Consider the following 24,093-nt stretch of genomic DNA (forward strand, 5'->3'; position numbering starts at 1 on the left):
AGCACGGCAGCTCCCTGAAGGTCCAGGTACCACGGGCCGAGTATGGATACCACCGAGCCACCCCCCCCTGCCAAGGTGTCGCGAAAACGAGGGTGACAGCCAGTCATGACGGACAGAGAACGGAGCACCAGCGCCCTACTCCTTGCCGAGTACGCGCAGATCAAGGACGAGCAGCGTGCACGTATCGGCTTTCGGGACAACCTGCTGTACGTGACGCTCGCGGCGGTGACCGCCGTCGCGGCTGTCGCCGCGCAGACGGACGACCCGCAGCTGATCCTGGCCCTGGCCCTTCCAGTGGTGTGTCTTGTGCTCGGATGGACGCACCTGGTCAACGACGAAAAGATCTCAGCCATCGGACGCTACGTCCGCACCGAACTCGCGTCCCGGCTCGCCGAGGTCACAAACGTGGAGGAACCGCTGTTCGGCTGGGAGACCTACCATCGCAGCGACGACAGACGGATCTCGCGCAAGACCACACAGACAGTTGTCGATCTGCTGGCCTTCCTCGTCACTCCCTTTGCCGCGCTTATCACCTTCTGGTGCCACAGCATGGACAGCGCCCTTCTGGTCGCGGTCTCAATCCTGGAAGCCGCCGGACTCATCGTCCTGGGTGTGCTGTTCCTGCAATACGCCGAGAGGTGAGATGCTGCCCGACGCTACGGACTGAAAGTACTTTCTGAGGCGTTCCGGGGTTGATGGAGGCTCGGCACTGGTCTTGATCACTTATATGCGCCTGCTGGCTCGACAAGGCTGCGGCCAGGCGCTTCTTCCGCAGGCCGTTCAAGAGAACCGGCACGGTGCCCAGGATGATCGTCACGGACAAGCTCCGCTCTTACGGTGCCGCGCACCGCGAGGTCATGCCCTCCGTCGAGCACCGCGCGCACAACAGCCCGAACAACCGGGCCGAGAACAGTCACCAGCCCACCCGCCAGCGCGAACGCGCAATGAAAGGCTTCCGCTCCACCAGCGCAGCACAGTGGTTCCTGTCCGCATTCAGCGGCATCTCACCTCACCTCCGACCCCGCCGCCACCGGATGACCGCACCCGACTACCGAGCCGAAATGACCCTCCGCTTCACCATCTGGAACCACATCACCGAGAGCATTGGCCCGGCCTGCCCGCCACAGCCTGACCCCGCAGCGCACCCGGGTACCGCCGCACCCCAAACACACCGTCAGGCGACTATCTGTCCAACAACGGGACAGTGCCGGTGTCAGCCAGCGCACCCCCTTCAGTGAGTCCGCCTCAGTCCTCGGTTCCGAGAGCTTCGCGTGCTGCGGCTTGGAAGGCTCGGTCTGGTATCCGCTTGTCCGTGGCTGCTTTGTTGAAGCGGGAGTTGAAGAGGTCGAGGCGACCGTGGCCCTCGTGCCGCGCTGCCTCATACCATTGCAAGCCGGCCATGTCCAATTCGTACATAGCTGTCCGGAGAGCGTCGGCGGCGTCCGCAACCTGTCGTGGCCCGGCGACCGTCACACTGGCGACAGCAGTGCTGAACCGCGTCCAGGCGTCATGGGCCTCGACGAACCTAGCCTGCCACTGGTCCGGTGTACTGCCCTCTTCCCACAGCCGATCGGACATCTTCCACCAGGCTGCGGACAGCTCCTTTGCGCTGGCGAGGCAGGCGTTGTAGGCGTTGCGTCGCACTTCATCGCGCCAGCGTCTGTGCTCAGCCTGTTGTTGTCGTCGCTGCTGACGGCTCTGCCCGTGGACGGTGAGCCAGCCACCGCCCACCGCTCCGAGGGCTCCGATTGCGGCTCCGGCGACCGCGGCCACGCCTGCGTCCACAACGACGTATTAGACCGTGGCGAGATCCCGTGCACCAGACCATCGACAGCCATCCACGGCCGATGCTCTGGGAGGCAGTGATGGCCGTCAGCGCAGGACGATCACGCGCCGGTCTGGGTTCTTGACATAACTCGCTGGCCTGTGCGGATGATCTAGCCTGGCATGGAGCTGCACAGGTTAAGCACAGATACCAGCACAGCGCTTCGTCGCATTTGCCTCATGTTTCATGACCGACAGAGGGTTGCTGGGTGCCGTCGAGGCGGCTTGGTGACGAAAGCCAAGTCCTCCAGGCCCCGCGGCGGCGAGGTTGGCGGCGGGAGGAGGCAGAGCATCTCACGGGATGTGCACGGTGCACGCCTGTGCTCATGGATCTTCGCGTGCCGCACCTCGACAAGATCGAAGCCAAGCGGCGCATCTGCGCTGACGTCAAATCGTAGGCGTCAGCGTGTTGTGCTGACCACGTTGGACGGCAAGGGGAACCGTCGTACTCGCCCAAGCAGCCGAAACCGGCGGATTGTTGCGCAAAGACGTCTTGCCGGCCGCTTTGTGCACAGCGATCCAGGTTGATGCCGACAGCGGGCGATGCCCTGCTGTCCTCTTTCGTCCCCGCGCTCTGATCGACCACTTCCTCAACCATCTCAGCCCCACTTTCCGGGCTTGCTGGGTGATCCAGGGGCCGGTCGGGTTTGGAGTGGTACCGGCGATGTGCACCCGGTGGGTGTTGTGATCGATAAAGAACAGCACGAGCCAGGGCGGGACGCCGCCATGGCCGAATTGATCAACCACCGCAGACTCCATGGTGAGATAGGTCCTGCTCCGCCGTCGATTATGAGGGAACTCGCTACCCGAAACTCACGAAGTCCCAGGCCACAAAAACAACCTGCTACCGAACTCAGAGCGGTTCAATCCCGGAGATGCCAATCGTTGTTGTATCTGCCGGGCCAGTATCGTTCATTTCTCTTCAGCCCGTGTCTTGCGCACCCACAGCCCTCGGTCATTACCGCAGACGAGGATCCGTCCGTCTGAACTGAGGGCAACGACCCTGGCGGCGTCACCCTGAAGGGTGAATGAGTTAACTTGCTTGCCGGTATCAGTGCGCCATAGTTCAACGCGGCCCGAGTCGCCAGCAACAGCAAGGAGGCTGCGCCCACCCCATGAGGTACTCGTAACCTCTCCGGCATCAGTCAGAACGGACCGCAGTCGGGCGCCGGAGCTTGCGTCATGTAGGTCCAACGTGCCATCAGTCTTGGTAATGGCCCAGGGATGCGCGAAATGACCGGTGCCGGTCCTGGCGCTATGGCCCGTGGCGACATTCCACTCATGGACGACGCCGTTGCCATCAATCCCGCTGAGGATCTTGCCGTCTGTGCTGAAGGTGACCGCGGTGACGCTCTTGGTATTCTCTTTGATCGTCATGACGCTTCGGTGTCTCTTGACATCCCAAAGGGTGATTGTGCGCACGTGCCCGTCGTAGCTGTCTTCATCGTTCACGCTGGCCATAGTCGAACTGTCAGGGCTGAATGCCACCGAAGTCACATCTGGAATATGGTCGACATAGTCACGTGAGCTGAACTCGAGATCGGTAGCCGTAGCCCTGGGTTTCGCGACATCCCACAGCGTGATTCCATAGTCGGAGAACCCGGCCTTGTTATTGATGCTGGCCAAGGTGGCACTGTCCGGGCTGAACTGTAGTGACCTAACTTTCGACTTGGGGCCATCCAGTACGGCGATCGAAGTTCGACTGTCAGCGTCCCAAAGTGCAGTCGAATGCTCTTCATCGACGTCGTATTTGTCGGTGAACTGACCGGCCAGCAACTTCCCATCGGGGCTCAACGCCAACGCCCCACTAAAATCGCTGCTGTCCTCAATCAGTACGGGAGCGTCCTGGCGCCGTTGTTGGGAAGAGAAGTACACGCCCAGGCAGACGACAAGGGCGACGAGTACCACCAACGAGATGCCGACTAAGCCGAAACGGGGCTTCCGCTGGGCACTGCGGTCGGAGTCGTCGGCTTCCTCCCGGGTGACCGTCGGCCTGACGGTGGTGGGGAAGGACTCCCAGGCGGCCCGTCCGGAGTCGGCAGCCTTTTTGGCGATCAGCGCTCTCAGTGCAACGTCGATGTCGGAATACGCCTGCCGTAGGTCGCCGCGCGGCGCTGTCCGCTGTTGCCGCGATTGGGGTGCTCCGGAGCCGACTCTGGTGGGGTGTCCCTCCCAGCCGGTGAGTCCGGAAGCAGGCGCACTGTGGACGGAGTTCGCCGATAGGTTTGCGTCGGGGGCTGCCTGCACTCGTGAAGTGGCGGCGGTTCGGAGAAGGGAGGCTGCGTGCTCACTGGTGATGCGGCGGGACACGTCGCGGGTGAGTAGTCCGGCGATTGCCGCGGACATGGGGGAGCTGTTGTCCAGCGGGGGTAGGTCGTCCTGGAGGATTGCGCGCATCGTTGCCGCAGTGGAGGAGCGGTCGAACGGCCCGCTGCCCTGCAGTGCCTGGAACAAGGTCACGCCCAGCGACCACAAGTCTGCTGCGGGTGTGAGTGGTTGGCCCTCGAAGAGCTCAGGGGCCATGTATCCGGTTGAGCCCGCCACCCCGTGCCGGGTTAGGCGTGTGTCGTTGACGGCGTGGGCGATACCGAAGTCGACCAGCTTCACCTGCTCGTCGGGCAGCACCAGAATGTTGCTGGGCTTGACGTCCCGGTGCACCAGCCCGATCGCGTGCGCGGCGTCCAGCGCGCCGAGCACCCGCGCGCCGATACGAGCCACCCGCCGCTCGGATAGTGCGCCCTCCCGCTGAAGGACGTCAGCAAGTGAGGGCGCCTCCACCAACTCCATAACGATGTAAACGGCGTCCTCCGCGCCTTCGGCCAGAAGAACGTCATGGATGCTGACCACCGCTGGATGACTGATCTGGCCGGCTGCGCGAGCCTCGCGCAGCGCCCGTTCTCCGAACACCGCCCGCTCTTGAGACGAGAGCCCCTGCGGTGTGCGTAACTCCTTGACCGCCACCGCGCGCCCGAGGAGTTCGTCCATGGCGTACCAGACGACCCCCATACCGCCCTGTCCGAGCAGCCTCGCCAGTCTGTACCGCCCCGCTACCAGCGGTTGTGCTCCCTGGGCATCCGTCCCCGTCAAAACTGCGCTCCTGTTCGGAATCGCTTCTCACGCCAGGTCGTCAGCTTTGCAGGATCTCCCCTGCGGCGCCAACAGGTGGGTAGAAGGCATGACCTACGCGCTCCGCGATGCGCGGATGGAGGACCGTCAGAAATGAAGGTCGGGTACTGCCAGTTGGAGCAGGGTCGGTGTCCGGCCTGTGGCGAGGTAGCCGCGGCCGGGTGGTGTGGTGAAGTACTGGTCGGGTTCCAGGTTGAAGGTGTGGGCGACGGCGGTGGGGCGTCCGGCGGGGGTGAGCAGGATCCGGTTTCCGGTGGCCACGATGGTGTTGATCAGGCGGGCCAGCGGGCCGGGGAATCCGGTGAGGACGGGGGTGGCGTCGGCGCTGAGGATGAGGGCTTGGCGGCCGCGGGCTGCGGGGCGGGCGATGTCGTCCAGCAGGGTGGGTGAGTCGGCGAAGCCTTGCTGGGTGGCCAGCAGGGTGATGTGGTCGGCGTCGTCCAGGATCAGGGCGTAGGGGCCGTCGCCGAACATTTTAGCGGCCTCGCGGAGGTCGGTGTCCTTGTGCGAGACGCCGGTGAGGACGCGCACGCCCGGGTCGTCGGGGAGCAGGGCGGGCAGGGGTGAGCGGGGTGGGGCGAGGGCGAGCACGCCGATCCCGGCGCGGTGCAGGGAGTGGGCGAGGGCGGCGGTGGAGGTGGTGCGGCCGGAGCCGGGCGGTCCGGAGAGCAGCAGCAGGTGGGCGCCCTCGATAAGGTCGACGCCGATCGTGTCGTGGTCGGGGCCGCCGATACCGAGGGGAGTCCAGGTGGGCGAGGGCGGTGGTTCGGGCAGACGCAGCTCGTTGACCGCGATCCGGTCGGGCAGGGCCGGAAATGTCCGGGGCAGGCGGGCCGGATCAAGATCAGTGAAGTGGGACGGCAGGTCGGCGGGGAGCACACTGGGTTGGCAGATGTGGACGTGGCGGCCGGTGGCGGCGTCGATGGCGCGGCCGGGCAGTGCGGGCGGGCTGGTCATGCGAGAGGTCAGGTGTGCCTTACGGGTCTCTTCTTTGGGGAAGGGGAGTAGCAGGCGACGGGTGTAGTAGGTGGGGAGTTTGTGGTTCAGCATGTCGTGGCCGCCGAGGGGGACGATGTGTACGCCCAGCGGGGCGCTGGCGGCGATGATGCCGCGCAGCGTGGTCAGCAGTGAGGTCTCGGCGAAGGTGGGGTCGCTGTGGTCCTCGAAGTACTCCCACCCGTCGATGATGACCACGATCCGCGGTTGCCCGGCAGCAGAGGTTGGGGTGGCGGAGCGGCGTTGGACTTCCTGGTCGAGCCAGGTGATCAGGCGCCGGATGCGGTCGGGCTGGGCAGCGGAGAAGACGCCGCCGCAGTGCGGCAGAGCGGCGTAGTCGGACAGCCCGGCCGGGCGGTGCTCGATGACATACAGGTGGGCCTGGTCGGGGCGGAACCGGGTGACGAGACTGGTGATCAGGGTGTGGGCGAAGGTGGTGCGGCCGGACTGGGGGCCGCCGGCGACCATCAGCCGGTCTCTGCCGGCGAGGTCGAGGTATTCGACGGGCTGTGCCTGGAGGTCCGGTTCGTCGGACAGACCGAACGGCACCCCGGTGGGGGCAGGGGCTGTGGTCTGGCGGTCGGCGAGGCCGTCCAGGGTCATGGTGGCGGGCAGCGGAGGCAGCAGCGGTCGGAACGGGGCGGAGAGCCCGGCGCGGTGTGCGGCTTCTTCGACGGCGGCGATGGCCAGATCCTGGTCAGTTGACGTCCCGGCCAGGGTGATGTGTTCGGAGGGCCTGGGTTTGCCGACGTCAGCCCAGCGCAGGGCGCGGACGGTGACAGGCTGGGCCGCGCCGGTCGGCGGCGGAGCGCCGAGGTAGCCGGACTGGAACACATGCGGGAGACGTGTTTCGGCGGTGGTGCACAGGATCATGCCGCGCCCCCGCAGGGCACCGGGAATGGAGGCGGCGTCGGGCACACCGAGGACCTCGGTGCTGGCAGCGGGCTCGTTCTGCCGCAGGCTGATGCGCAGCGAGATGTTGTTCTTCAACTCGGGCGATAGCTTGCCCTGCAGGTCCTGGGTGGCCAGCAGCAGGTGGATGCCGAGCGAGCGGCCCTTGGCGGCGACGTTGACCAGTTCCTTGGGGAAGTCCGGCGAGGCATCCAGCACGCGGCCGAACTCGTCGAAGACCATCACCAGGCGCGGCAGCGGCGGCAGATCGGGCTGGGTACGGCGTTTGCTCCAGTACCGGTCGATCTCCCCGTCGTACCGGGCCAGCAGGGACTCGCGGCGACTGACCTCCGCGCGCACCGAGGCCAGCACCCGGGCCGCCGCGGCGTCGTCGAACGTCTCGCCCGGTGTGTCACCGACGGAACGGATCAGGCTCACCACGTGGGGGCAGTGCTCGAAGGGCAGGAACGCGCTGCCGCCCTTGAAATCGACCAGAACAAGGTTGAGCTCGTCGGGTCGGTTGGCCAACAGCAGGGAAGTGACCAGGGTCTGCAGCAGAATGCTCTTGCCCGCCCCGATGGCCCCACCGAGCATCGTGTGGGGGCCCTGGCTGGCCAGATCGACCGTCACCGGACCGCCGGCGTCGGCGCCTAGCACCACGCGCGTGCGGGGGCCCTGCCCGCCGCCCCACAGGGTGAGGACATCCTCGGCGGCCGGGGTGCTGATGCCGAGCAGGTCGAGGAATCGCACGTAGCCGGGAACGGCGTTGCTCGCCGAGCCGAGGGTGACCCGGTCGCGCATCGGGGCCAGCGACCGGGCCAGTGGCTCAATCGCGGTTTCCTCGAGCATGTGGGGCGTGACGGTCACCGCGTGCTCGTCGGGCGTGCGGGTAAGCCGCAGCGTGTCGCCGCGCATCTCGCACATGCCGCGGCATTCGTTCATCCCGCGCTCATCGGCGCAGACCACATAGACCCCGACGGACGGGCCCTCGCGGAGCACCTCCCCCATGCCGGGCAACTCCCGGAGCGTCAGCGCACCATCGAGGACGACCACGACCTCTTCGCCGAACCGGACACTGGAATCCTTGCCGCGCTCGGCCCGCCGCGTGCCGACGAGATCCTTCAGCTCCTGCACCCGGGCGGCGCGTGTGCTGTTGGTGTTGCCGATCGCACACGGGGCCGCTGCCGACATGCCGGCGTCCACGTGCGGCAGCCACCGCGTCCACGCCAGCCCGTCATGCCCGTCGGCAGTGATCACCACGATCTGCAGGTCGTCCGGCCCGCGCAAGGCGGCCAGCTGAACCAGCAGCCAGCCGAGCATTGACTGGACCAAGGCGCGCGGACCTGCCACTCCCAGCACCCCGGTGGCCCGCAGATCCACCATGACAGGGGCCTTGTGCAGCATCGGCGTCGTGAAGCCTGCCCAGGGTTCGCCACGCACCTCTATGTGCGCCGGCTGGTCTGCGACGCCCACCTGCAGCACCAGGCCGTGTGGGGAGTCCGCTCTGCGGGACCACAGGTCCGGCCGGGCTCCCGTAGCCATCTCGGCGATCTCGGCCGGATCGGGCGCGAGCAGCAGCCGCACGCGCCGCTCTTCGGCGATGTGGGCGTCGATCTTCTTCTGCGCGGCCTTCTTCGCCGCGGCGAAGGCATCCTCCCGCTCCCGGCGTTGTCTGTCCTGGCCACCCTGCATGACGATGAAGCCCACAAGACCGAGAAAGCCGAGCAGCAGCATGGCCGGCCGCCCCATCGCCACAGCCAGCACCACCGACCCGACCACCGGCAGGATGCCGGCCAGCGCCATCACCCCGGACCTCGCCGCTGCGGCCTGCTGCACCGGCAACGTCACCTCGGTCCGCGGGATCGCCGGCGCCGCAGCGAACGCCCGGTCGAAGTCCAGCCGCCCGTCCGCACTGCGCCTGGCCCGCTGGGCCCCTGTACGAAGAGGAGTCCACCGCAGCTCGTCGGACCCCACCTGCAGCGTGCCCTCCGGCGTGAGCGCGGCCCGGCTCGTGACCTGGATCCCGTCGATGAAGGTGCCATTGGTCGACCCTAGGTCCACCACCATCGCCTGACCGTCCGCGGAGATCTCCAGACGGGCGTGCTCCCGGCGCGAGATGTCCAGATCCCGCAGACACACCGGCGCCGCCGAGTTCCTGGCCACCGTATGGGACCCGGGACCCAACGTCACCGTCAAGCCGCGATCCGGTCCGTCCACCACCCGCAGCACACCCACCGCGTCGCCCGACGGCGACCGGTACACCGGCCCGGGCGCCCCCACGCTGATCACCACCCCCGGCATCAGAGGGCTGTCAGCCAGACTCGCGTGAGGATCCAGCTGGACCGTCCCGACGAAACACCTCCTGCCGCCCACAGGCACCGGCAGCGATTCCAGCAGCGACGCCACGCTGCTGTTCGGCCCGGCAATCATCTCGACGTCCTGGCGTGCTGCCGTGCCAGTGTCCTGAACGGTCAATCGGAGAATCATGCCCCGCCCCCGAGTATGGTGTCCTGTCTGCCCCGCCTGTTTGCAGGGCAAGGACGCGCTGGCGTCCTGTCGTGGGTCATACGATGCTGAGCCGTGCCGTGAGCCGGCCATTGGTGAGTCTGCTCGCCCGTCTCGTTGCGGTGAGACGGCGGCGAACACGTGGTGCTGGCCTGCTGATGTGAGGAATCACGTGCCAAGCCCGGTCTTCCACAGCAACAACCCCTGGATACTGCCACAGATGAGAAAGCGCCCATCAGAACTCAGTGCGATGTCCTCAGCTGGGTCGTCCAGGTCGAATTCCCGCACCCGTTTTCCTGTGTCGGTACGCCAGATCTCGATATCACCGCGATCGCCACCGACGGCGAGAAAGGAACGCCCGCCCCAGGCGACGGCGAGAGAGGAACGTCCGGCCCAGTCGTCTATACCCGTAATCCCTCCAGCGACATCGGTATGGAGTGTCTTGAGGATCGCACCTGAACCGGGGTCACGCAGTTGCAACGCATAGTCATCGTTCGCGGATTTCACCACCCACGGGTGCACAAACTGGCTTGTTGCCCGGGTGACGGAACGCCCGCTTGGATCGCTCCATAGATGGACATTGCCATCCTTGTCCACACCGCTCAACGTCTTACCGTCCGCGCTGAAAGTCACCGCAGTGACGTCCTTGGCATTCTCCTTGATTGTTACAACACTGCGACGACTCTTGACATTCCAAAGCGTAATCGTGTGCCAATGCTTACCGTAATCGTCTTCAACTTCGTTTACGCTGGCCAGGGTTGAACCGTCAGGGCTGAATTCCACCGACGTAATATGGGGGGTACTGTCATTGTAATCAGCGGCCCTGAATGCAAGATCGGCTCCCTTGTGGGTGGCAACGTCCCACAGAGTGACAGCGCTGTACCTGGATTCGTTGGCGCTGGCCAGTGTGGTGCCGTCCGGGCTGAACTGGAGGTCCCTCACCCATGAGCCGTGGTCATCGGGGCCGGGTAGGGCTGCGATTTCCTTCTGGGTGCCGACGTCCCAAAGGTCGGTATAGCTTTCATCGTCCCCATCGTCGGGATCGCGCTCGCTGGCCAGTATTTTTCCGTCGGGGCTCATTGCCAGTGCATTGCCGAAGGATTTCGCGTCGCCCAAATGCTCGGGATCGTCGCGATGGCTCTGGTAGTACGCATGCACTGAGACGGAGACGATGGCCACAGCCAGGGTGAGCGCCAGAGCCACTGCGGCGAGTCGCCGTCGGGGCCGTTTTGCCGCCCCATCGAGGTCGGCCGAACCCGTAACCCCTGTCTCTTGCGTCAGTGAATCTGCTGACCTGACATTGGTGGCTTCGTGCTCCCAATCTTCCTTCACGCCCCCCGCGGTGGTCGGTTGTTCCTCCCACGTGGCGTGCCCGTCAGTGTCCTGAGTTGTCGTGGCGCTCTTGGTTGAGGAGGTGCCTGCTGTGCCAGGTGTGGCGGTAGCGGCGGCTTCAAGGAGCGTGGCAGCTTGCCGGCTGGTGATGCGGTGGGCGGTGTCGCGCGTGAGGAGTCCGGCGATCAGCTCGGACAGCTGAGAGCCGCTGTCCAGCGGCGGCAGATCGTCCTGGAGGATCGCCCGGAGGGTTGCCGCGGTCGAAGGGCGATCGAACGGGCCGCTGCCCTTGAGGGCGTGGAACAGCGTCGCGCCCAGCGACCACAGGTCGCTCGCGGGCGAAGGTGGGTCACCTTCGAAGAGTTCGGGTGCCATGTATCCGGTCGAACCGGCGACGCCATGACGGGTGAGGCGAGTGTCGTCGGCTGCGTGGGCGATGCCGAAGTCGACCAGTTTCACCTCGTCTCCCGGCAGGGTGAGGATGTTGCTGGGTTTGACGTCCCGGTGCACCAGGCCGATGGCATGGGCGGCGTCCAGTGCCTCCAGCGTCCGGGCCCCCAGTACGGCAACCCGCTGCTCCGGTAACGCTCCCTGCCGCTGAAGGACGTCCGCGAGCGAAGCCCCCTTCACCAGTTCCATGACGATATAGACAGCATCGTCCTCAGCCGTCGCCGGAACGACGTCGTGGATGGCCACCACGCCGGGGTGGTTGATGCGACCGGCGCTGCGGGCCTCGCGCAGCGCCCGCTCCGCGACCACTGCCCGTTCCTGAGTGGACAGCCCTTCAGGGGCACGTAACTCTTTGACCGCCACCGATCGGCCGATGAGCTCGTCCACCGCCCTCCATACAACCCCCATCCCTCCGCGGCCGAGCACTCCTTCCAGCCGGTAGCGCCCTGCCACCAGCCGGTGTGCCGCCTGGGAATCCGTCCCCGCCACGATCGCGCTCCTGTCGGATCACTCACCGGCCGACGCCCCGTACGCTAGCCTGACATTAGGTTAGTCAGCGAAGCCGCGCAGTGCAGGTCTCACGGGGGAGATCACGATCCGATGGCTGAGAGATTCGTCTGCGATCCGCAGGAAGCGGACTTAGTCGCACGAGAATTGAGCCGCACGGGCTCCGACATCCAGCTGTCGGTGCCGCACCCCTTGGACGGAGCGATGAGCGGGGTGGCCAGCGTGCCGATCGCCGAGACCCTCGGCGAATTCTTCAATGCCGTAACGGAAACCCGAATCCGCTTGATCGAATCGGTCGGTACGGTCGCCGGACTGTTCGCGGCCCTTTCGGAGGGCGCGGTCGACCTCGACCAGGCGTTCGCCGACCGCGCCATGGAGATGTGAGGAGAACCGATGGCGGATGTGAGCGTCGGCTACGACGGCGTACAGCACGCGGCGACGCAGCTGATGAACGGCCAGACTGATATGAGCGAGAAGCTCCAGTCCCTGAAGACCATGGTCGACCAGTTGGTAGCAGGTGAGTTCCGCACGCAAATGGCCTCGCCCAAGTTCCAGGATTCCTACCAGCAGTGGACGACCGGCGCCCAGAACATGATCCAGGGCCTGGAAGGCATGGCGACCTTCCTCGGCGACGTCGTACGCGGGCACCAGGAACTCGACCAGCGACTGGCAGGCGGCGCGGGCAGCTGACCACACGGGGTCTTGGGACATGTCGGACCTGAACTGGAGCGTTCTGGACCTGGTGCAAGACCCGGTCCCCGGCGATCCTGTGCAGATCCGGGCCCTGGCGGCACGGCTGCTGCGCGAGGCCGAGTACGCCGAGCAGCACGCCAATCGCCTTCGCCAGGTCGCCGCCAACCACGCCAACCTGCGCATGGAGGGCGACTATGCGGCACGGTTCCAGACGGTCCTGGCCGAACTGCCCCAGCCTGCCGCTCCCTTGGGGCCTGCCCATGAGGCATGCGGTAAGGCGCTCACCGCATACGCGGAAACCCTGGAAGAGGCCAAAACTCAGTCCCGGATCGCACTGAGCCGGGGCATTGAGGCTGACGCCCAGTACACGGCCGCGTTACGGCAGTTCTACTCGGTGGTGCCGGTCAGCTCTACGGGAAGCGGCCTCTGGCGTGGCCTGAACGGGGCGACCGCAGGCTACCTCAGCCAGTACCAACCGCCCGAGATCCGCCAGATGGCTGTCCAGATCGGCAGCTATGCGGGGCAAGCCGAGCAGGAGCGGCAGGCTGCGGCACTGATGGCCCGCGAAGCGGCCCAGGTCGCAGCCGAAGCCGAGGTCCAGTGCGCGGAGGTCATACGCGCTGCGATACCCACCCCCGGTTCAGCTGCCGAACAGCCGTCCGCAAGGCCGGTACGCGTGGAAGTAGCCCGGACCCGGGCATTGCAAGCTGCTCGCGGAGCACTCTCCGGTACCGGCCCGGCCGGTGGGGCTGCTCGACGTGGCATCAGGTACGCCTTCCGCGACCTCGGCAGGAGCGTCAAGTGCAAACTGTTCTGTGGCGACCCCGTAGACCTCGCCACAGGTCGCATGGCCCTCCCGCAGACGGACATCACCCTGCCCGCCCGGCTCCCCCTGGCCTTTTCCCGCCACTTCGAGTCCTCCTACCGGGCAGGACGCTGGTTCGGCCCCTCCTGGGCCTCGACCGCAGATCAGCGACTGGAGATCGACCCCGAAGGCGTCATCTTCATCCGCGAAGACGGCTCCCTGCTGTCCTACCCCCACCCCGCTCTAGGGACCCCCGCCCTCCCCATCGAGGGCGACCCCCACCCGCTGACCATCGACGACCACGGCGACTACACCATCACCGATCCCGAGACCGGCCGCAGATGGGACTTCGCGAACCCAGGCGGCGGCCACGGCATCGCGCTCCTGGCGCACATCACCGACCGCTCCGGCAGCCAATGGCTCACCTTCGACTACGACAGCGACGGCGCGCCCACGGCGATCCGGCACTCGGGCGGCTATCACCTGAAGATCACCACCGAGGGTGAGCGCATCACCGCCCTCCACCTCGCCAGTGCGGCCGCGGACGGCAGCGACCAGGAACTGCTCCGCTTCGGCTACGACGAACACGGCCACCTGGCAGCGGTGTCGAACTCCTGCGGCATCCCGACCCGCTTCACCAACGACCCACGGGGTCGGATCACCGCCTGGACGGACACCAACGGCTCGTCGTACCGGTATGTGTACGACGACCAAGACCGCTGTACGTTTCAGACCGGCGAAGCCGGACACACGCGCAACACCTACACCTACGACGACACAGACCCGACGACGGGCCTCAAGGTCACGACAGCGACCAACTCGCTCGGACACACCAGTCGCTACCTGATCAACGACAAGCTGCAGGTCGTCACCGAGATCCGCACGGACGGCGCCACCACCCACACCACCTACGATCCCGTCCACCGGCCCCTCACCATCACGGACCCCCTCGGCCGCACCGTCGCCTACACCTATGATCAGGCAGGCCGCCTGCGTCAGATCTTGCGCCCCGACGGCCGCGCGGTCAGCATCGCCTACAACCACCAGGGCCTGCCCATAACGGTGACCGAACCAGACGGAACGCAGGTCCACCGGGAGCTCGACGAGAGCGGCAACCTCACGTCAGTCACCGATGCAGCGGGGGCGACCACCCGCTACACCTACGACAACCGCGGCAACCTCGCATCCGCCACGGACGCCCTGGGCAACACGACCCACATCGAGTGCGACACCGCCGGCCTGCCCCTCGCGGTCACCGACCCGCTGGGAGCGGTTACCCGATACGAGCGTGACGCCTTCGGCCGAATCGTCACGATCACCGACCCCCTGGGAGCCACAACACGTCTGTCGTGGACAGTCGAAGGCAAGCTGGAGCGCCGGATTGATCCGAACGGGACCGAAGAATTCTGGACCTACGACGGCGAAGGCAACTGCACCAGCCACACCGACGCAATCGGCGGCACGGCCCACTTCGAGTACACCCACTTCGACCGGCTCACCGCCCGCACCGGCCCCAACGGCGTGCGATACGAGTTCGAGCACGACACCGAGTTGCAACTGCGCAAGGTCACCAACCCGCAAGGGCTGACCTGGGCGTACGAGTACGACCCAGCAGGCCGTCTCACCTCGGAAACCGACTTCGATGGCCGGACGCTGACCTACTCCTATGACGCAGCGGGCCAACTCACCGCCCGCACCAACGCGCTCGGTCAGACCATCTCGTACGCGTATGACACGCTCGGCCAGGTACTCACCAAAAACGCCGATGGAGCCTTAACGACCTACGCCTACAACCCCGCAGGCCGCCTTCTGCAAGCCACTGGTCCTGACGCGACCATCACCTACAGGCGAGACCGACTGGGGCGCGTCGAATCCGAGACATGCAATGGGCGGTCCATCAGCTTCACATACGACTCCGTGGGCAACCGCACAAGCCGCACCATGCCCAGCGGCGCCACCAGCACCTGGACCTACGACGCAACAGGCCGCCCAACGGCGCTCACCACCGCAGAACGCACTTTCACCTTCGAGCACGACCCCACCGGCCGAGAGATCACACGCCGCCTCGGGGAGACACTCACCCTGAAGCACGCATGGAATCCCACCGGCCGACTCACCGCACAGACCCTCACCGGCCCCGACGCCCGCACCCTCCAGCACCGCGCGTACGCCTACCGCGCCGACGGCTACCTCACCGCCATCGACGACCACCTCAACGGCCCACGTAGCTTCGACTTGGACACCACAGGCAGAGTGATCGCCGTTCACGCCCAGGACTGGACCGAGCACTACGCTTACGATGAAGCTGGCAACCAGACCAGCGCCCAGTGGCCGTCGACGCACCCCGGATCGGAAGCCCTCGGCATCCGCACGTACACCGGCACCCGCATCACTCATGCCGGCTCCATCCGCTACGAATACGACGCCCAGGACCGCATCGTCCTTCGCCAAAAGAGCCGACAGTCACGGAAACCCGACACCTGGCGCTACGAGTGGGACGCCGAAGACCGACTCACAGCAGTAACTACCCCCGACGGCACAGTCTGGCGCTACCTCTACGACCCCTTCGGCCGCCGCATCGCAAAAAGACGCCTCGCCGACGACGAAACCGTCCTCGAACAAACCGACTTCACATGGGACGGCGTCACCCTTGCAGAGCAAGCCACCACCACGGCCGAACTCTCCAAATCAGTCACCATGACCTGGGACCACGCTGGCCTGCACCCGATCGCCCAGACAGAGCGGATATCCGCCGACGCCTGCCAGGAGGATATCGACCGACGCTTCTTTGTCATTGTGACTGACCTGGTCGGTACTCCCACCGAACTCGTCGACGAGGAAGGCGAAGCCGCCTGGCGAATGAGGTCGACGCTGTGGGGAGCCACAACCTCGGCAGCGAACAGTTCCACATACACCCCCCTGCGATTCCCAGGCCAGTACTTCGACCCGGAATCCGGACTTCACTACAACCTGCACCGCTACTACGACCCAGAGGCAGCCCGGTACATCAGTGCGGACCCGCTCGGCCTGGATCCAGCGGACAATCACCACGGCTATGTGCGCACTCCGCTCACCTGGATCGACCCGCTCGGTCTCTCCCCCTGCAACTATGGCCCCGACGACTTGTACCAGGCGGCCACCACTATCAAGAAGGGCCAGCTGTCGCCAGCTGGTAGGGCACTGCAGAAACACGGTGACCCAAGTCCAGGCAATCTGGCTAAACGGGGTCAAGCCCATGTTGATCTTTATAATTTCGGCAAGCTCACCAATAGTGAGCGGACCGAGATTGCCGATGAGATGATCCAGGAAATACTCACTGACCCGAACGTGGTCGAGAAGGTCAACACCTCGGCGTCAGCTCAATACGGCGGTATCACCCGGGACTTCCGAGTTCCCGGAGGCTGGGGCGCCCGATGGAGTTGGCGTGGCAACCAGCTCACTTTCGAAGGATTCCTGTGATGGCGGGGCAACACGAGGCCGAACCGGCCTACCGGGAAGAGGACTTCGTCGCAGACGGAGCACTGCGGGATATCTGCATCCTCGACACCACGATCGACGACTGGCGGCGTATGTTCGACGGGCTGCACGCCGTCCCAGGGAACCACGTCCTAACCTGGACGCTCTCCGGCGCGACGGAGAGCGGCGTCTTGGACCCCTCTGCCGTATGGTCCCGACTAGAGCAGGATCCGGAGGAATCAGCGAGCCTGGCCATCGACGTCGACGGTGTGTGGTTTACCTGCTACTTTTTCGACATCGAAGAGATCGAGTTCACCTTCGATCCTTCCGACGTGGTCGACAAGGCGACCTTCGCACCTGTTCGCGCCTTCGTGACCTGGCTGGGAACGGCGACGGGTCGGGAAGTCATTGTGACGATGGAAGGCACCGACCACGCTGCTATGCCTGCCCTGATCCGGTGGCGACCGTGAAGTTCGTCAAGGCCGACTGGGATCCTGAGCTGCACGGCTTCCGTCTGGATTGTGGGCGTTTGTCTCGACGTGGCGTGCACGCTTGCGCGTTGAGGGGCTGACCGCGGGAGTCTCCTCGCCTTCATGTCCGTGAGGCCGCGACGGCCGACGAATTGATTGACGGGCCGGGCGACCCGGTACCGTGGCACCTGGTCGTCCGGCCGAAGAACGCCCGGTGTTGTGCCGGGACGTGAAGGGGCTCGGTCGCCACACGGGCGACCTGGACGTGCAATTGCGCTTCGAGCGGGATGTGAGGCTGGCTGTGAGCCTCTTCCGTGTGAGCTCCGCAGCTGAGTCGCTGGCCCGGGACGGGATTGCTCCCGCGGCCGGTTCCGGCCACCCACATACCCGGTATTGTGGCCTTCCTCTCAGCGCCGGACAAGGATAGCAACACGATGCGCTGCTGCAACGCGGCACGAACTACATCGCAAGCCATCGACGAAAGCGACACGACCTGCGAGGGACACGGCCTCTGCGGCAACAAACCTGTTACGTGGCCTGGAAATGAGCGCGACGGTCTTCGGCGTGGTCCTCGGTCTCGGCGCCCTGGGCGCGGCCACCGGGGCCCTGGCCGCCCCAGCCTTCGCACGCCGGTTCGGGCCCGGCCCGATGATGCTCGGCGCCCTCGCGATCACGCCACTGACCCAGATCCCGCCGCTGCTCACCTCCCCCGGCCTCGGTTGGGAGATCCCGATCGGCGCCGCGCTGTTCCTCCAACTGGCCTGCGCCGGGGCCGCGGGCACCACCCAGCGCTCGATTCGCCAGATCATCACTGTGGAGCGCATGCAGGCACGGATGCAGTCCGTGAGTACCTGGCTGACCTCCGGCGCCCGGCCGGTGGCCGTGCTTCTCGCCGGAGGACTCGGCATATGGGCCGGGGTGCGGCCCACCCTGATCGGCGGCACCTTCCTGCTCGTCGTGCCTTTCACGGTGCTGGCCTGTTCCCCGCTCAGCGGGCTGCGGCAGATGCCCGACCCGCTTCCCTCCCCTGCCGGGCCGGCAGAGCGGTACCAACCCAGCCTCGGATCGGCAGGTACCGGGGACTCCCGCCCGAACCCCTCCCTGGACGGAGGCCCCGCGTGATTCCCAATGCCACCGTGAAAAATCACCACGCCATCGCCGCCCAGGCCGATGGTCGCCCAGCTGGAGAAGAAGGGAGTGCTGGGATCGGGCCTGGTCCGCGACGCTCTGCTGGTGCTGCCCCGCGAGGTGCTGATGCCGCAGGCGTACGTGCGGCGCAGCGCCCTGGGCGAGAGGCCGCCGCGGTGGGACCTGCTGGACTGGGCGGCGCCCGCAGGACCGCCCAGAGCTGCTCGGGCTGCTGTACGGCGGGGACAGTGCGCTCGTCCAGCACGACGGGGAGCCGCTCCTCGGCCGGACGCGCGGAACGCGGTCGGGTGCGTCGATCACATCGATGTCCACTGTGATGGGCCTGACTGCTGCGCTGCTGGAGGAGCTGGATCTGCGCCCCGATCAGCGTGTGCTGGACGTCGGCACGGGCGCGGGAGTGACCGTCGCGGTGGCCTGCCAGGTCTGCGGCGATCAGCAGGTGGTCACCGTCGACTGGGACCGGCACCTCACCGAGGCGGCCGCGGTACGGCTCGCCGACCTCGGCTTCCGGCCGCAGGTGGTGCGGGGATCGGGCGAACAGGGCTGCCTGGACCGGGCGTTCGAACGGAACTTCGTTTCCTACACGGTGGAGCGCGTGCCGGCCGCCCTCGTCGAGCAGCTTGCACCCGGGGGCAAGCTGCTCGCCCACGTGACGACCGCATCCCCGTCGTGGTCTGCCCTCGCCTTCGTCGAGGGCACCGCCGACGGGCAGCTCCAAGCGGAGCTGCGGGCCGTGGAGTTTGCCCACCGGGCCGGGCACGGCATTGAGCGGATCTTCCTCACCGAGGAGTTCCGGCAGCGCATCGCCACCGGGCCGGGCGCTGGCGGTGGTCCAGCGGTGGATGGTGCCGGGGAGCATGGTTTCGACGACCCAGGCTTCGCCGGACCACAGCAGATGGGCGTGCTGGGCCTGCGGGACGCTCTTGCGCGCGGCGGGGCCGTCCGGCAGGGGTGGCGTTCGACGCGGGTGACCTGGTCCAGACGGCCGGGAACACCTCGGTCAGCGCCTTCCAGAAGTCCAGTGCCCCGTCACCGGCTGCCACGATGGGGGCGAGCGTGTCTCGACGGGCGCAATTACGCAGCGGGGTCGGCCCAGGGCTCGCCCGATTCGCGGTAGCCGTCTTTGGACGCCGGGCGGCTGTCCCGAGAGTGGTCAGGTGAGTGCGCCGACGCGGTGGGCGAAGCCGCGTACCCCGGTGAGGGTCCGGTCGTGGCGCAGCAGGTCGGTGGCCATGGTGCGTACGGTGCTGCGGCGGACTTCCTGGGGTGCTGCTTGCTCGGCGGCCAGGAGTGCGTGGTAGCAGCGGTCGGGTTTGCCCCACTGGTCGAAGGAGCGGGCGACGTCGATCCAGTAGCGGGCGCGGCGTTCGGGGGTGGGCAGGGTCTGGGTGTCGATGTGCCGGGCGTGGTCGATGGCCTGGCCTGCGTCGCCGAGGAGGTGGCTGATGGAGATCTGGTGGAGGATGACCTGGCTGGGGCCGAAGAACGCGGTGCCCTTGGGGGATTGGTCGCGGCCCAAGCGGGTGGCGGTGGCCTCGGCTTCGGCGATCAGGGTGTGGGCGGTCGCACGGTCGCCTTGTTTGGCCGCGGTGTAGGCGGCGGTGGCGTAGAGGTTGCCCTGGACGGAGAGGCGGTCGGCTTCGGGTGTGGTGCGGTCGGCGGCCAGTTGCTGGGCGGCGGTGACGGCGACGTCGGTGGCGCGGGCGTAGTGGCCCTGGCGGCGCCAGGAGCTGGAGATCATGCGGTGGGCTTCTGCCACGGTCAGGGGGCTGGCGCCGGAGAGGGCTGCTGTCAGGGCGCGGTCGGCGGTGACGGCGGCCAGGCCGTCCTCGCCGAGTTTGATGCACAGTCGGGTCGCGGTGCTGTAGAGCTCGGCCACCGCGGTTGCTGATTCCTCCGGCGCGCCTTCCCGTGCGAGGGCCTGGGCGAGGGCGATCCGCTGGGGGAGGGCGCGGGCGAGGGTGTCGTAGCGGCAGGTGCCGAAGTCCCGGCGGGATGCGGTGAGGGCTTCGGCGACTGACTGGCGGGTGGGTGCGGTGATGGGGGTGCCGCCGCGGTGGAGGAGGAGGTTTTCCAGTCCGGTCAGGGCGGCCGGGGCCGCTGGGGCGGCCGCAGCGGGTGCGGCGGCGCCCAGGACGCTGCCGGTGGCGGCGCTGGCCGCGAGGCCGGCCAGGAGATTGCGGCGTCGCACGTCCTCACCCTCTTCGCCGAACGGATCTGGTCCGGCAACCCTAATGCCGGTGGGCGCCGCGCGGGGCCTGTCGGCGGGCCCTGGTGGCGGGGTGTGTCGGGGGGCCAGGCCCAGTAGGTGGGGCGGGATGGTGAGGTGGTCGGCGATGCGGCGCAGGAGTTCCATGTCGCGCATCGGCTGTTTGCCGCGTTCCATCCGGGAGATCGAGGCGGCGGTGTAGCCGGTGGCCGCGCCGAGCTGGGCCTGGGTGAGCTCGGCGGCCCGGCGTGCCAGGCGCACGATCGCGCCCGGGTCGCCGTCGTGGATGGCCTGGCGCATCTCGGGGGTGTGCCAGACCGGATGGGTGTCGTAGAGGGCCACGGCGCGCCGCCTTCCGCCGGTGCTGCGGCAATCGCATGCCGCCAAGGGCGTCCAGACTAGGGGGTTTTGCACATCGCTTGCACCCGGTGCACATCCCTTACGCGGTCCGGGGATGCCCCTCACCGCGGGCGCAGTGCGGCGGTTTCCTTCCCTGACCGGCCCGATACCCGGGCCGGGCCAGATGGGAGGCGGAAGGCGATGCGTGTGCTGTATCTGATCAACCTCTCCACCCCGGGCCGTCCCGGGCCCGAGGCGACGGGAGCCACTGGGGTACCGGCCCTGCTGGCCGGGGACTGCTTGACGCGCCAGCTGTCCGCCGACGATGCGTTCCACGTCGGTGATTCCGGGCGCAAGTTAGCGTCCACCGCAGTCCTGTCTGCGGCCGCCACGGCGGCAGGCTCTGGGGAGGCGGGGGTCCGGTGAGGGTCTTCGACGCGGTGCTTGTCTCCGGTGACGAGGTCCTCGCTGATACCGCGCACGCCCGTTTGGAGCGGGTGCTTGGCGTCGCGGTGAAGCGTCTGCACGGTGTGGTGGGGACGCGACGGGCCTATCGGCTGTGTGCGGAGATGGTGGAACGGGAGCAGTTCTTCCTCGCGGACGGGGACTTCTTCATCGATCCGGCGTTCGATCCGGGCGCGGTTGAGCCGCTCAGGGAGGGGGTGTCGGTGCGGGTGTGGCGGTCGGTCAACCCCATCATCTCGCTCGCCTGTGGGTATGGCGGATTGAAGTTGGTCCGCCGCAGCGCCCTGCGGGAGATGGGCCAGGGGAATGGGATCGATGTTCTGGCGGCGCTGCCCGGCCGGGCAGAGTTCTGCGCTGGTGTGGCGGGGGTGACGCGGTTCGGCCGCAGCGCCTTCCATGTGTGGAAGGCCGGTTTCCGCGAGTGCGCGATGCTGGCAGTCGGCACCACGTTCGGCCTGAGCGCCGGCGCCGTCGGTGAGCGGCTCGAGGCGTGGAGGGCGGTGCGGGGCGGCGAGTATGCCCCGTACGCCGTCTCCGGTGCCCGGGACGGTGTCGCTTTCGCGCGCCAGGCCGCCCAGGCCCCGGAGCTGCTGGAGCGGCTGGACGATCTGGACTGGCTGCGCCGCCGGTTCACCGGAACCCACGGCACAGATCATGGCTCGGGCGCCGGGGAGGTGCCGGTATGAGCACCGCCCCTGGTCCTTTCGTGTTGATCGAGCCGTATGCCTACCGGCTGGACGGGCATCACCTGCGCACCCTGGTGGCCTTGGCCCGGGCCCGGCCCGGTGCCCTGGTCATCGCGCCGAACGGTATCGCCCGCGGGGCGGCCAGCGGTCTGCGCGAGGCGCGCGCCCGGCTTGTCACCGGGGCGGCCGGGCCCGGTGGGTGTCTGTTGCTGCGGGCTGCCGGTGTCCTGGCCCGGCTCTCCTGGGCTGGGCAGCGGATCGTCCGCCACCCCCGCTGGCCGCTGTATCAGCTCACGGTGCTGGCCCGGTGCCTGGTGGAGGCCGCTGCCCTGCGGACCGCCCGTCGGCTGGCGCCGGACGCGCAGACGGTGGTCATCCTCAGCGCCAACGAGGCTCTGCACGGCGCCGCCGCCATGCTGGGTGGGATGCCGCATCTGCGGTTCGTCCACCAGGCGGGCGCCGAGGACGGTCGGTTGGTGCGTGTGCTGGAGCGGCTGGCCCGCCATGCCAAGCCGCGGGTGGTCGCCTTGTGCCCGACGGAGGCGGTACGCGAGCAGACCGCATCCCGCTTCCCGGGGATAGCGGTCCAGGTGCGGGTGGCCATGGTCGACGACGGCCGTCGTCTGACCGAGGGCGAGCGTGAGGGCGGGCGGCTCGCCTTCTCCCTCCCGCCCGCCGCCGCGGCGGTATGCCTGGTCGGGGGCTGGTGGCCGCACCAGGACATCACCGTCATCGACCAGGCGCTGGCGCTGGTGACCGAGCCCCTGCATGTGATCGTCACCGGCCACCCGCTGGACGAGCAGATTCTCGCCCGCTGGCAGGCCCTCCCCTCCCTCGCTGTGCATATCGAGCCCGGGCCGCTGAGCCAACCCGTGCTCCGCCTGGTCTATGCCGCAGCGGACGCCACCCTCGTCGCCCGGCACCCAGGAACAGCAGTCGTGCCCGGTCTGGTCATGGACGCCGCCCGCTACGGCGTTCCCCTGATCCTGTCCGGTCACGACCCGTACCTCACCGCCCGCCTGCGGAGCGAGCCGTGGGTGCGGCTGTTCACCGCGGGCGATCCGCGCGCGCTCGCCGCCGCCTTGGAGGACCTGGCCCGCCGGCCCCTACCACTGCCCGGCCAGCAGGCCCCACGGCAGCTGGACATGCCGACCGCGGAGGAGCAGGCCGCCTTCCTCACCCGGGCCGCGGCTCTATTGGCCACCGGGGGCGCAGGATGCTGAGGACACCCACGCTGATCGCGGTCATCGGCCCCGTCGAACCGCCCCTGCTCACCGCATGGATCGGCCACTACCGGTGGCTGGGTATCGAACGGTTCCTCATCGCCTTCCACTTCCCCAGCCATGCCCCCGCCCCGCTGCGACGGGAGTTGCACGGCATCTGCCGGGAGATGGGCATCCTCCCGGCGGGAACCAGCAGCGGCCCCTGGCACGAACACCTCACCACCCGCATCCGGGACGCGCTGCGCCATCAGGCCGGGGACGGATGGCATCTGCTCGCCGGGGTGGAGGAGTTCCAGCAGTACCCCGCCCCCCTGGGCGAGGTGATCGCCCAGGCCGAACGGTCCCGCCGCGCGGTGGTGGGCGGGCTGCTGCTCGATCGGCTCTCGGCCAGCGGGCGGTTCACCGGCTGGAGCCCCAGCGGCGGACTGGATCTCGCTTATCCGCTCGGCGGGCACCTCACTCACCGGCTCCTGCACGGCGACCCGCGCAAAATCGTCCTCGCCCGCCACGACATCCCCCTCTCCCCGCACAGCCACCACGCCATGGGCTACCAGCCCGATCCGGACCGGCTCTGCGCCGTTCACCACTTCCGTTGGCGCGCCGGGCTCCTGGAAGACCTGCGCAACCACAACCACCTCTTCACCGCCGACCCGGGGCAGGAACACAGGACGGCCCACGGCGACGAAGTGAGCCGCCTGTTCACGCACCTCGGCCGGCATGGCGGCGTGGTCAACGTCACCGACCCCCGCCTGGCCTTCCGCCGCGCCAGCCTGGACCGGATGCCGCACAGCTGGCCCGGCGAGGCCCGGGGCATCCACACCGCATGGCGTCCACCTCGGGCCGCACGCCCGCACGACAGACACTGAGCCAAGCGCCGCGCGGCGCGGACCTTGACAGCGAGGCGGGATGCCGGGGACGAGGCGGTCCTGGACCACGGGCCGCGGCGACGTGCGGACCGCGATGTGCG

The 24,093-nt window shown here is 67.6% G+C and carries 15 protein-coding genes and 3 pseudogenes; 11 read left to right on the forward strand and 7 right to left on the reverse strand.

Annotated features, from left to right (window positions below; genetic code table 11):
- Positions 1-105 precede the first annotated feature (105 nt).
- Entirely contained in the window at positions 106-642 is a 537-nt protein-coding gene (locus KHP12_RS39840; protein ID WP_086881841.1) for a hypothetical protein, read from the forward strand.
- Between the two features lie 101 nt (positions 643-743).
- Positions 744-1,097: pseudogene (locus KHP12_RS52560) on the forward strand (DDE-type integrase/transposase/recombinase); the annotation flags it as partial.
- Between the two features lie 148 nt (positions 1,098-1,245).
- On the opposite strand, the gene KHP12_RS39850 reads toward KHP12_RS52560, so the two are convergent.
- From KHP12_RS39850 to KHP12_RS39870, 5 genes are all read right to left on the reverse strand, one after another.
- Entirely contained in the window at positions 1,246-1,773 is a 528-nt protein-coding gene (locus KHP12_RS39850) for a hypothetical protein (RefSeq protein ID WP_143677996.1), read from the reverse strand.
- A 438-nt stretch (positions 1,774-2,211) separates the two neighbouring features.
- The gene (locus KHP12_RS39855; RefSeq protein WP_086881839.1) at positions 2,212-2,583 is read right to left on the reverse strand and encodes a hypothetical protein; all 372 of its coding nucleotides are present in this window, start codon (positions 2,581-2,583) and stop codon (positions 2,212-2,214) included.
- 153 nt (positions 2,584-2,736) lie between these two features.
- Complete coding sequence (locus tag KHP12_RS39860) at positions 2,737-4,911, reverse strand: WD40 repeat domain-containing serine/threonine protein kinase (protein WP_107471754.1); 2,175 nt, start codon at positions 4,909-4,911, stop codon at positions 2,737-2,739.
- A 126-nt stretch (positions 4,912-5,037) separates the two neighbouring features.
- Complete coding sequence (locus KHP12_RS39865; RefSeq protein WP_210609095.1) at positions 5,038-9,129, reverse strand: FtsK/SpoIIIE domain-containing protein; 4,092 nt, start codon at positions 9,127-9,129, stop codon at positions 5,038-5,040.
- Between the two features lie 381 nt (positions 9,130-9,510).
- Complete coding sequence (locus tag KHP12_RS39870; RefSeq protein ID WP_143678449.1) at positions 9,511-11,613, reverse strand: WD40 repeat domain-containing serine/threonine protein kinase; 2,103 nt, start codon at positions 11,611-11,613, stop codon at positions 9,511-9,513.
- Between the two features lie 111 nt (positions 11,614-11,724).
- Here KHP12_RS39870 and KHP12_RS39875 point away from each other — a divergent pair, with 111 nt between their 5' ends.
- The 6 genes and pseudogenes from KHP12_RS39875 to KHP12_RS51660 form a co-directional block, all read left to right on the forward strand.
- Positions 11,725-12,015 carry a hypothetical protein gene (locus KHP12_RS39875; protein WP_086885885.1) on the forward strand — a complete coding sequence of 97 codons (291 nt, stop codon included), beginning with the start codon at positions 11,725-11,727 and terminating at the stop codon, positions 12,013-12,015.
- A gap of 9 nt (positions 12,016-12,024) precedes the next feature.
- Positions 12,025-12,321 (forward strand): WXG100 family type VII secretion target, encoded by a 297-nt coding sequence (locus KHP12_RS39880; RefSeq protein ID WP_037963390.1) that lies wholly within the window; start codon positions 12,025-12,027, stop codon positions 12,319-12,321.
- A 19-nt stretch (positions 12,322-12,340) separates the two neighbouring features.
- On the forward strand, positions 12,341-16,588 hold the full coding sequence (locus KHP12_RS39885) for a DUF6531 domain-containing protein (protein ID WP_210609094.1): 4,248 nt from the start codon (positions 12,341-12,343) through the stop codon (positions 16,586-16,588).
- Positions 16,588-17,055 (forward strand): hypothetical protein, encoded by a 468-nt coding sequence (locus KHP12_RS39890; protein WP_037966296.1) that lies wholly within the window; start codon positions 16,588-16,590, stop codon positions 17,053-17,055. The genes KHP12_RS39885 and KHP12_RS39890 overlap by 1 nt, the downstream gene beginning before the upstream one ends.
- A 543-nt stretch (positions 17,056-17,598) precedes the next feature.
- Entirely contained in the window at positions 17,599-18,177 is a 579-nt protein-coding gene (locus KHP12_RS39895; protein ID WP_086885439.1) for an MFS transporter, read from the forward strand.
- 343 nt (positions 18,178-18,520) lie between these two features.
- Positions 18,521-18,802 (forward strand): annotated as a pseudogene (locus KHP12_RS51660) (methyltransferase); the annotation flags it as partial.
- 385 nt (positions 18,803-19,187) lie between these two features.
- On the opposite strand, the pseudogene KHP12_RS51665 reads toward KHP12_RS51660, so the two are convergent.
- Positions 19,188-19,335 (reverse strand): annotated as a pseudogene (locus KHP12_RS51665) (IS256 family transposase); the annotation flags it as partial.
- A gap of 22 nt (positions 19,336-19,357) precedes the next feature.
- On the reverse strand, positions 19,358-20,755 hold the full coding sequence (locus tag KHP12_RS52565) for an NsdA family TPR-like regulatory protein (protein WP_308289527.1): 1,398 nt from the start codon (positions 20,753-20,755) through the stop codon (positions 19,358-19,360).
- Between the two features lie 419 nt (positions 20,756-21,174).
- Between KHP12_RS52565 and KHP12_RS39910 the strand changes: the two genes are divergently transcribed.
- From KHP12_RS39910 to KHP12_RS39920, 3 genes are read left to right on the forward strand one after another with little or no spacing between them, the layout of a single operon-like run.
- Positions 21,175-21,903, forward strand: coding sequence for a hypothetical protein (locus tag KHP12_RS39910; protein ID WP_086885750.1), 729 nt, complete (start codon positions 21,175-21,177; stop codon positions 21,901-21,903).
- Entirely contained in the window at positions 21,900-23,126 is a 1,227-nt protein-coding gene (locus KHP12_RS39915; RefSeq protein WP_086885749.1) for a hypothetical protein, read from the forward strand. The genes KHP12_RS39910 and KHP12_RS39915 overlap by 4 nt, the downstream gene beginning before the upstream one ends.
- A complete protein-coding gene (locus tag KHP12_RS39920; RefSeq protein WP_086885748.1) occupies positions 23,120-23,992 on the forward strand; it encodes a hypothetical protein in 873 nt (290 codons plus the stop codon). The genes KHP12_RS39915 and KHP12_RS39920 overlap by 7 nt, the downstream gene beginning before the upstream one ends.
- Positions 23,993-24,093 lie beyond the last annotated feature (101 nt).

This window comes from Streptomyces asiaticus (genome assembly GCF_018138715.1).
Taxonomy (GTDB): Bacteria; Actinomycetota; Actinomycetes; order Streptomycetales; family Streptomycetaceae; genus Streptomyces; species Streptomyces asiaticus.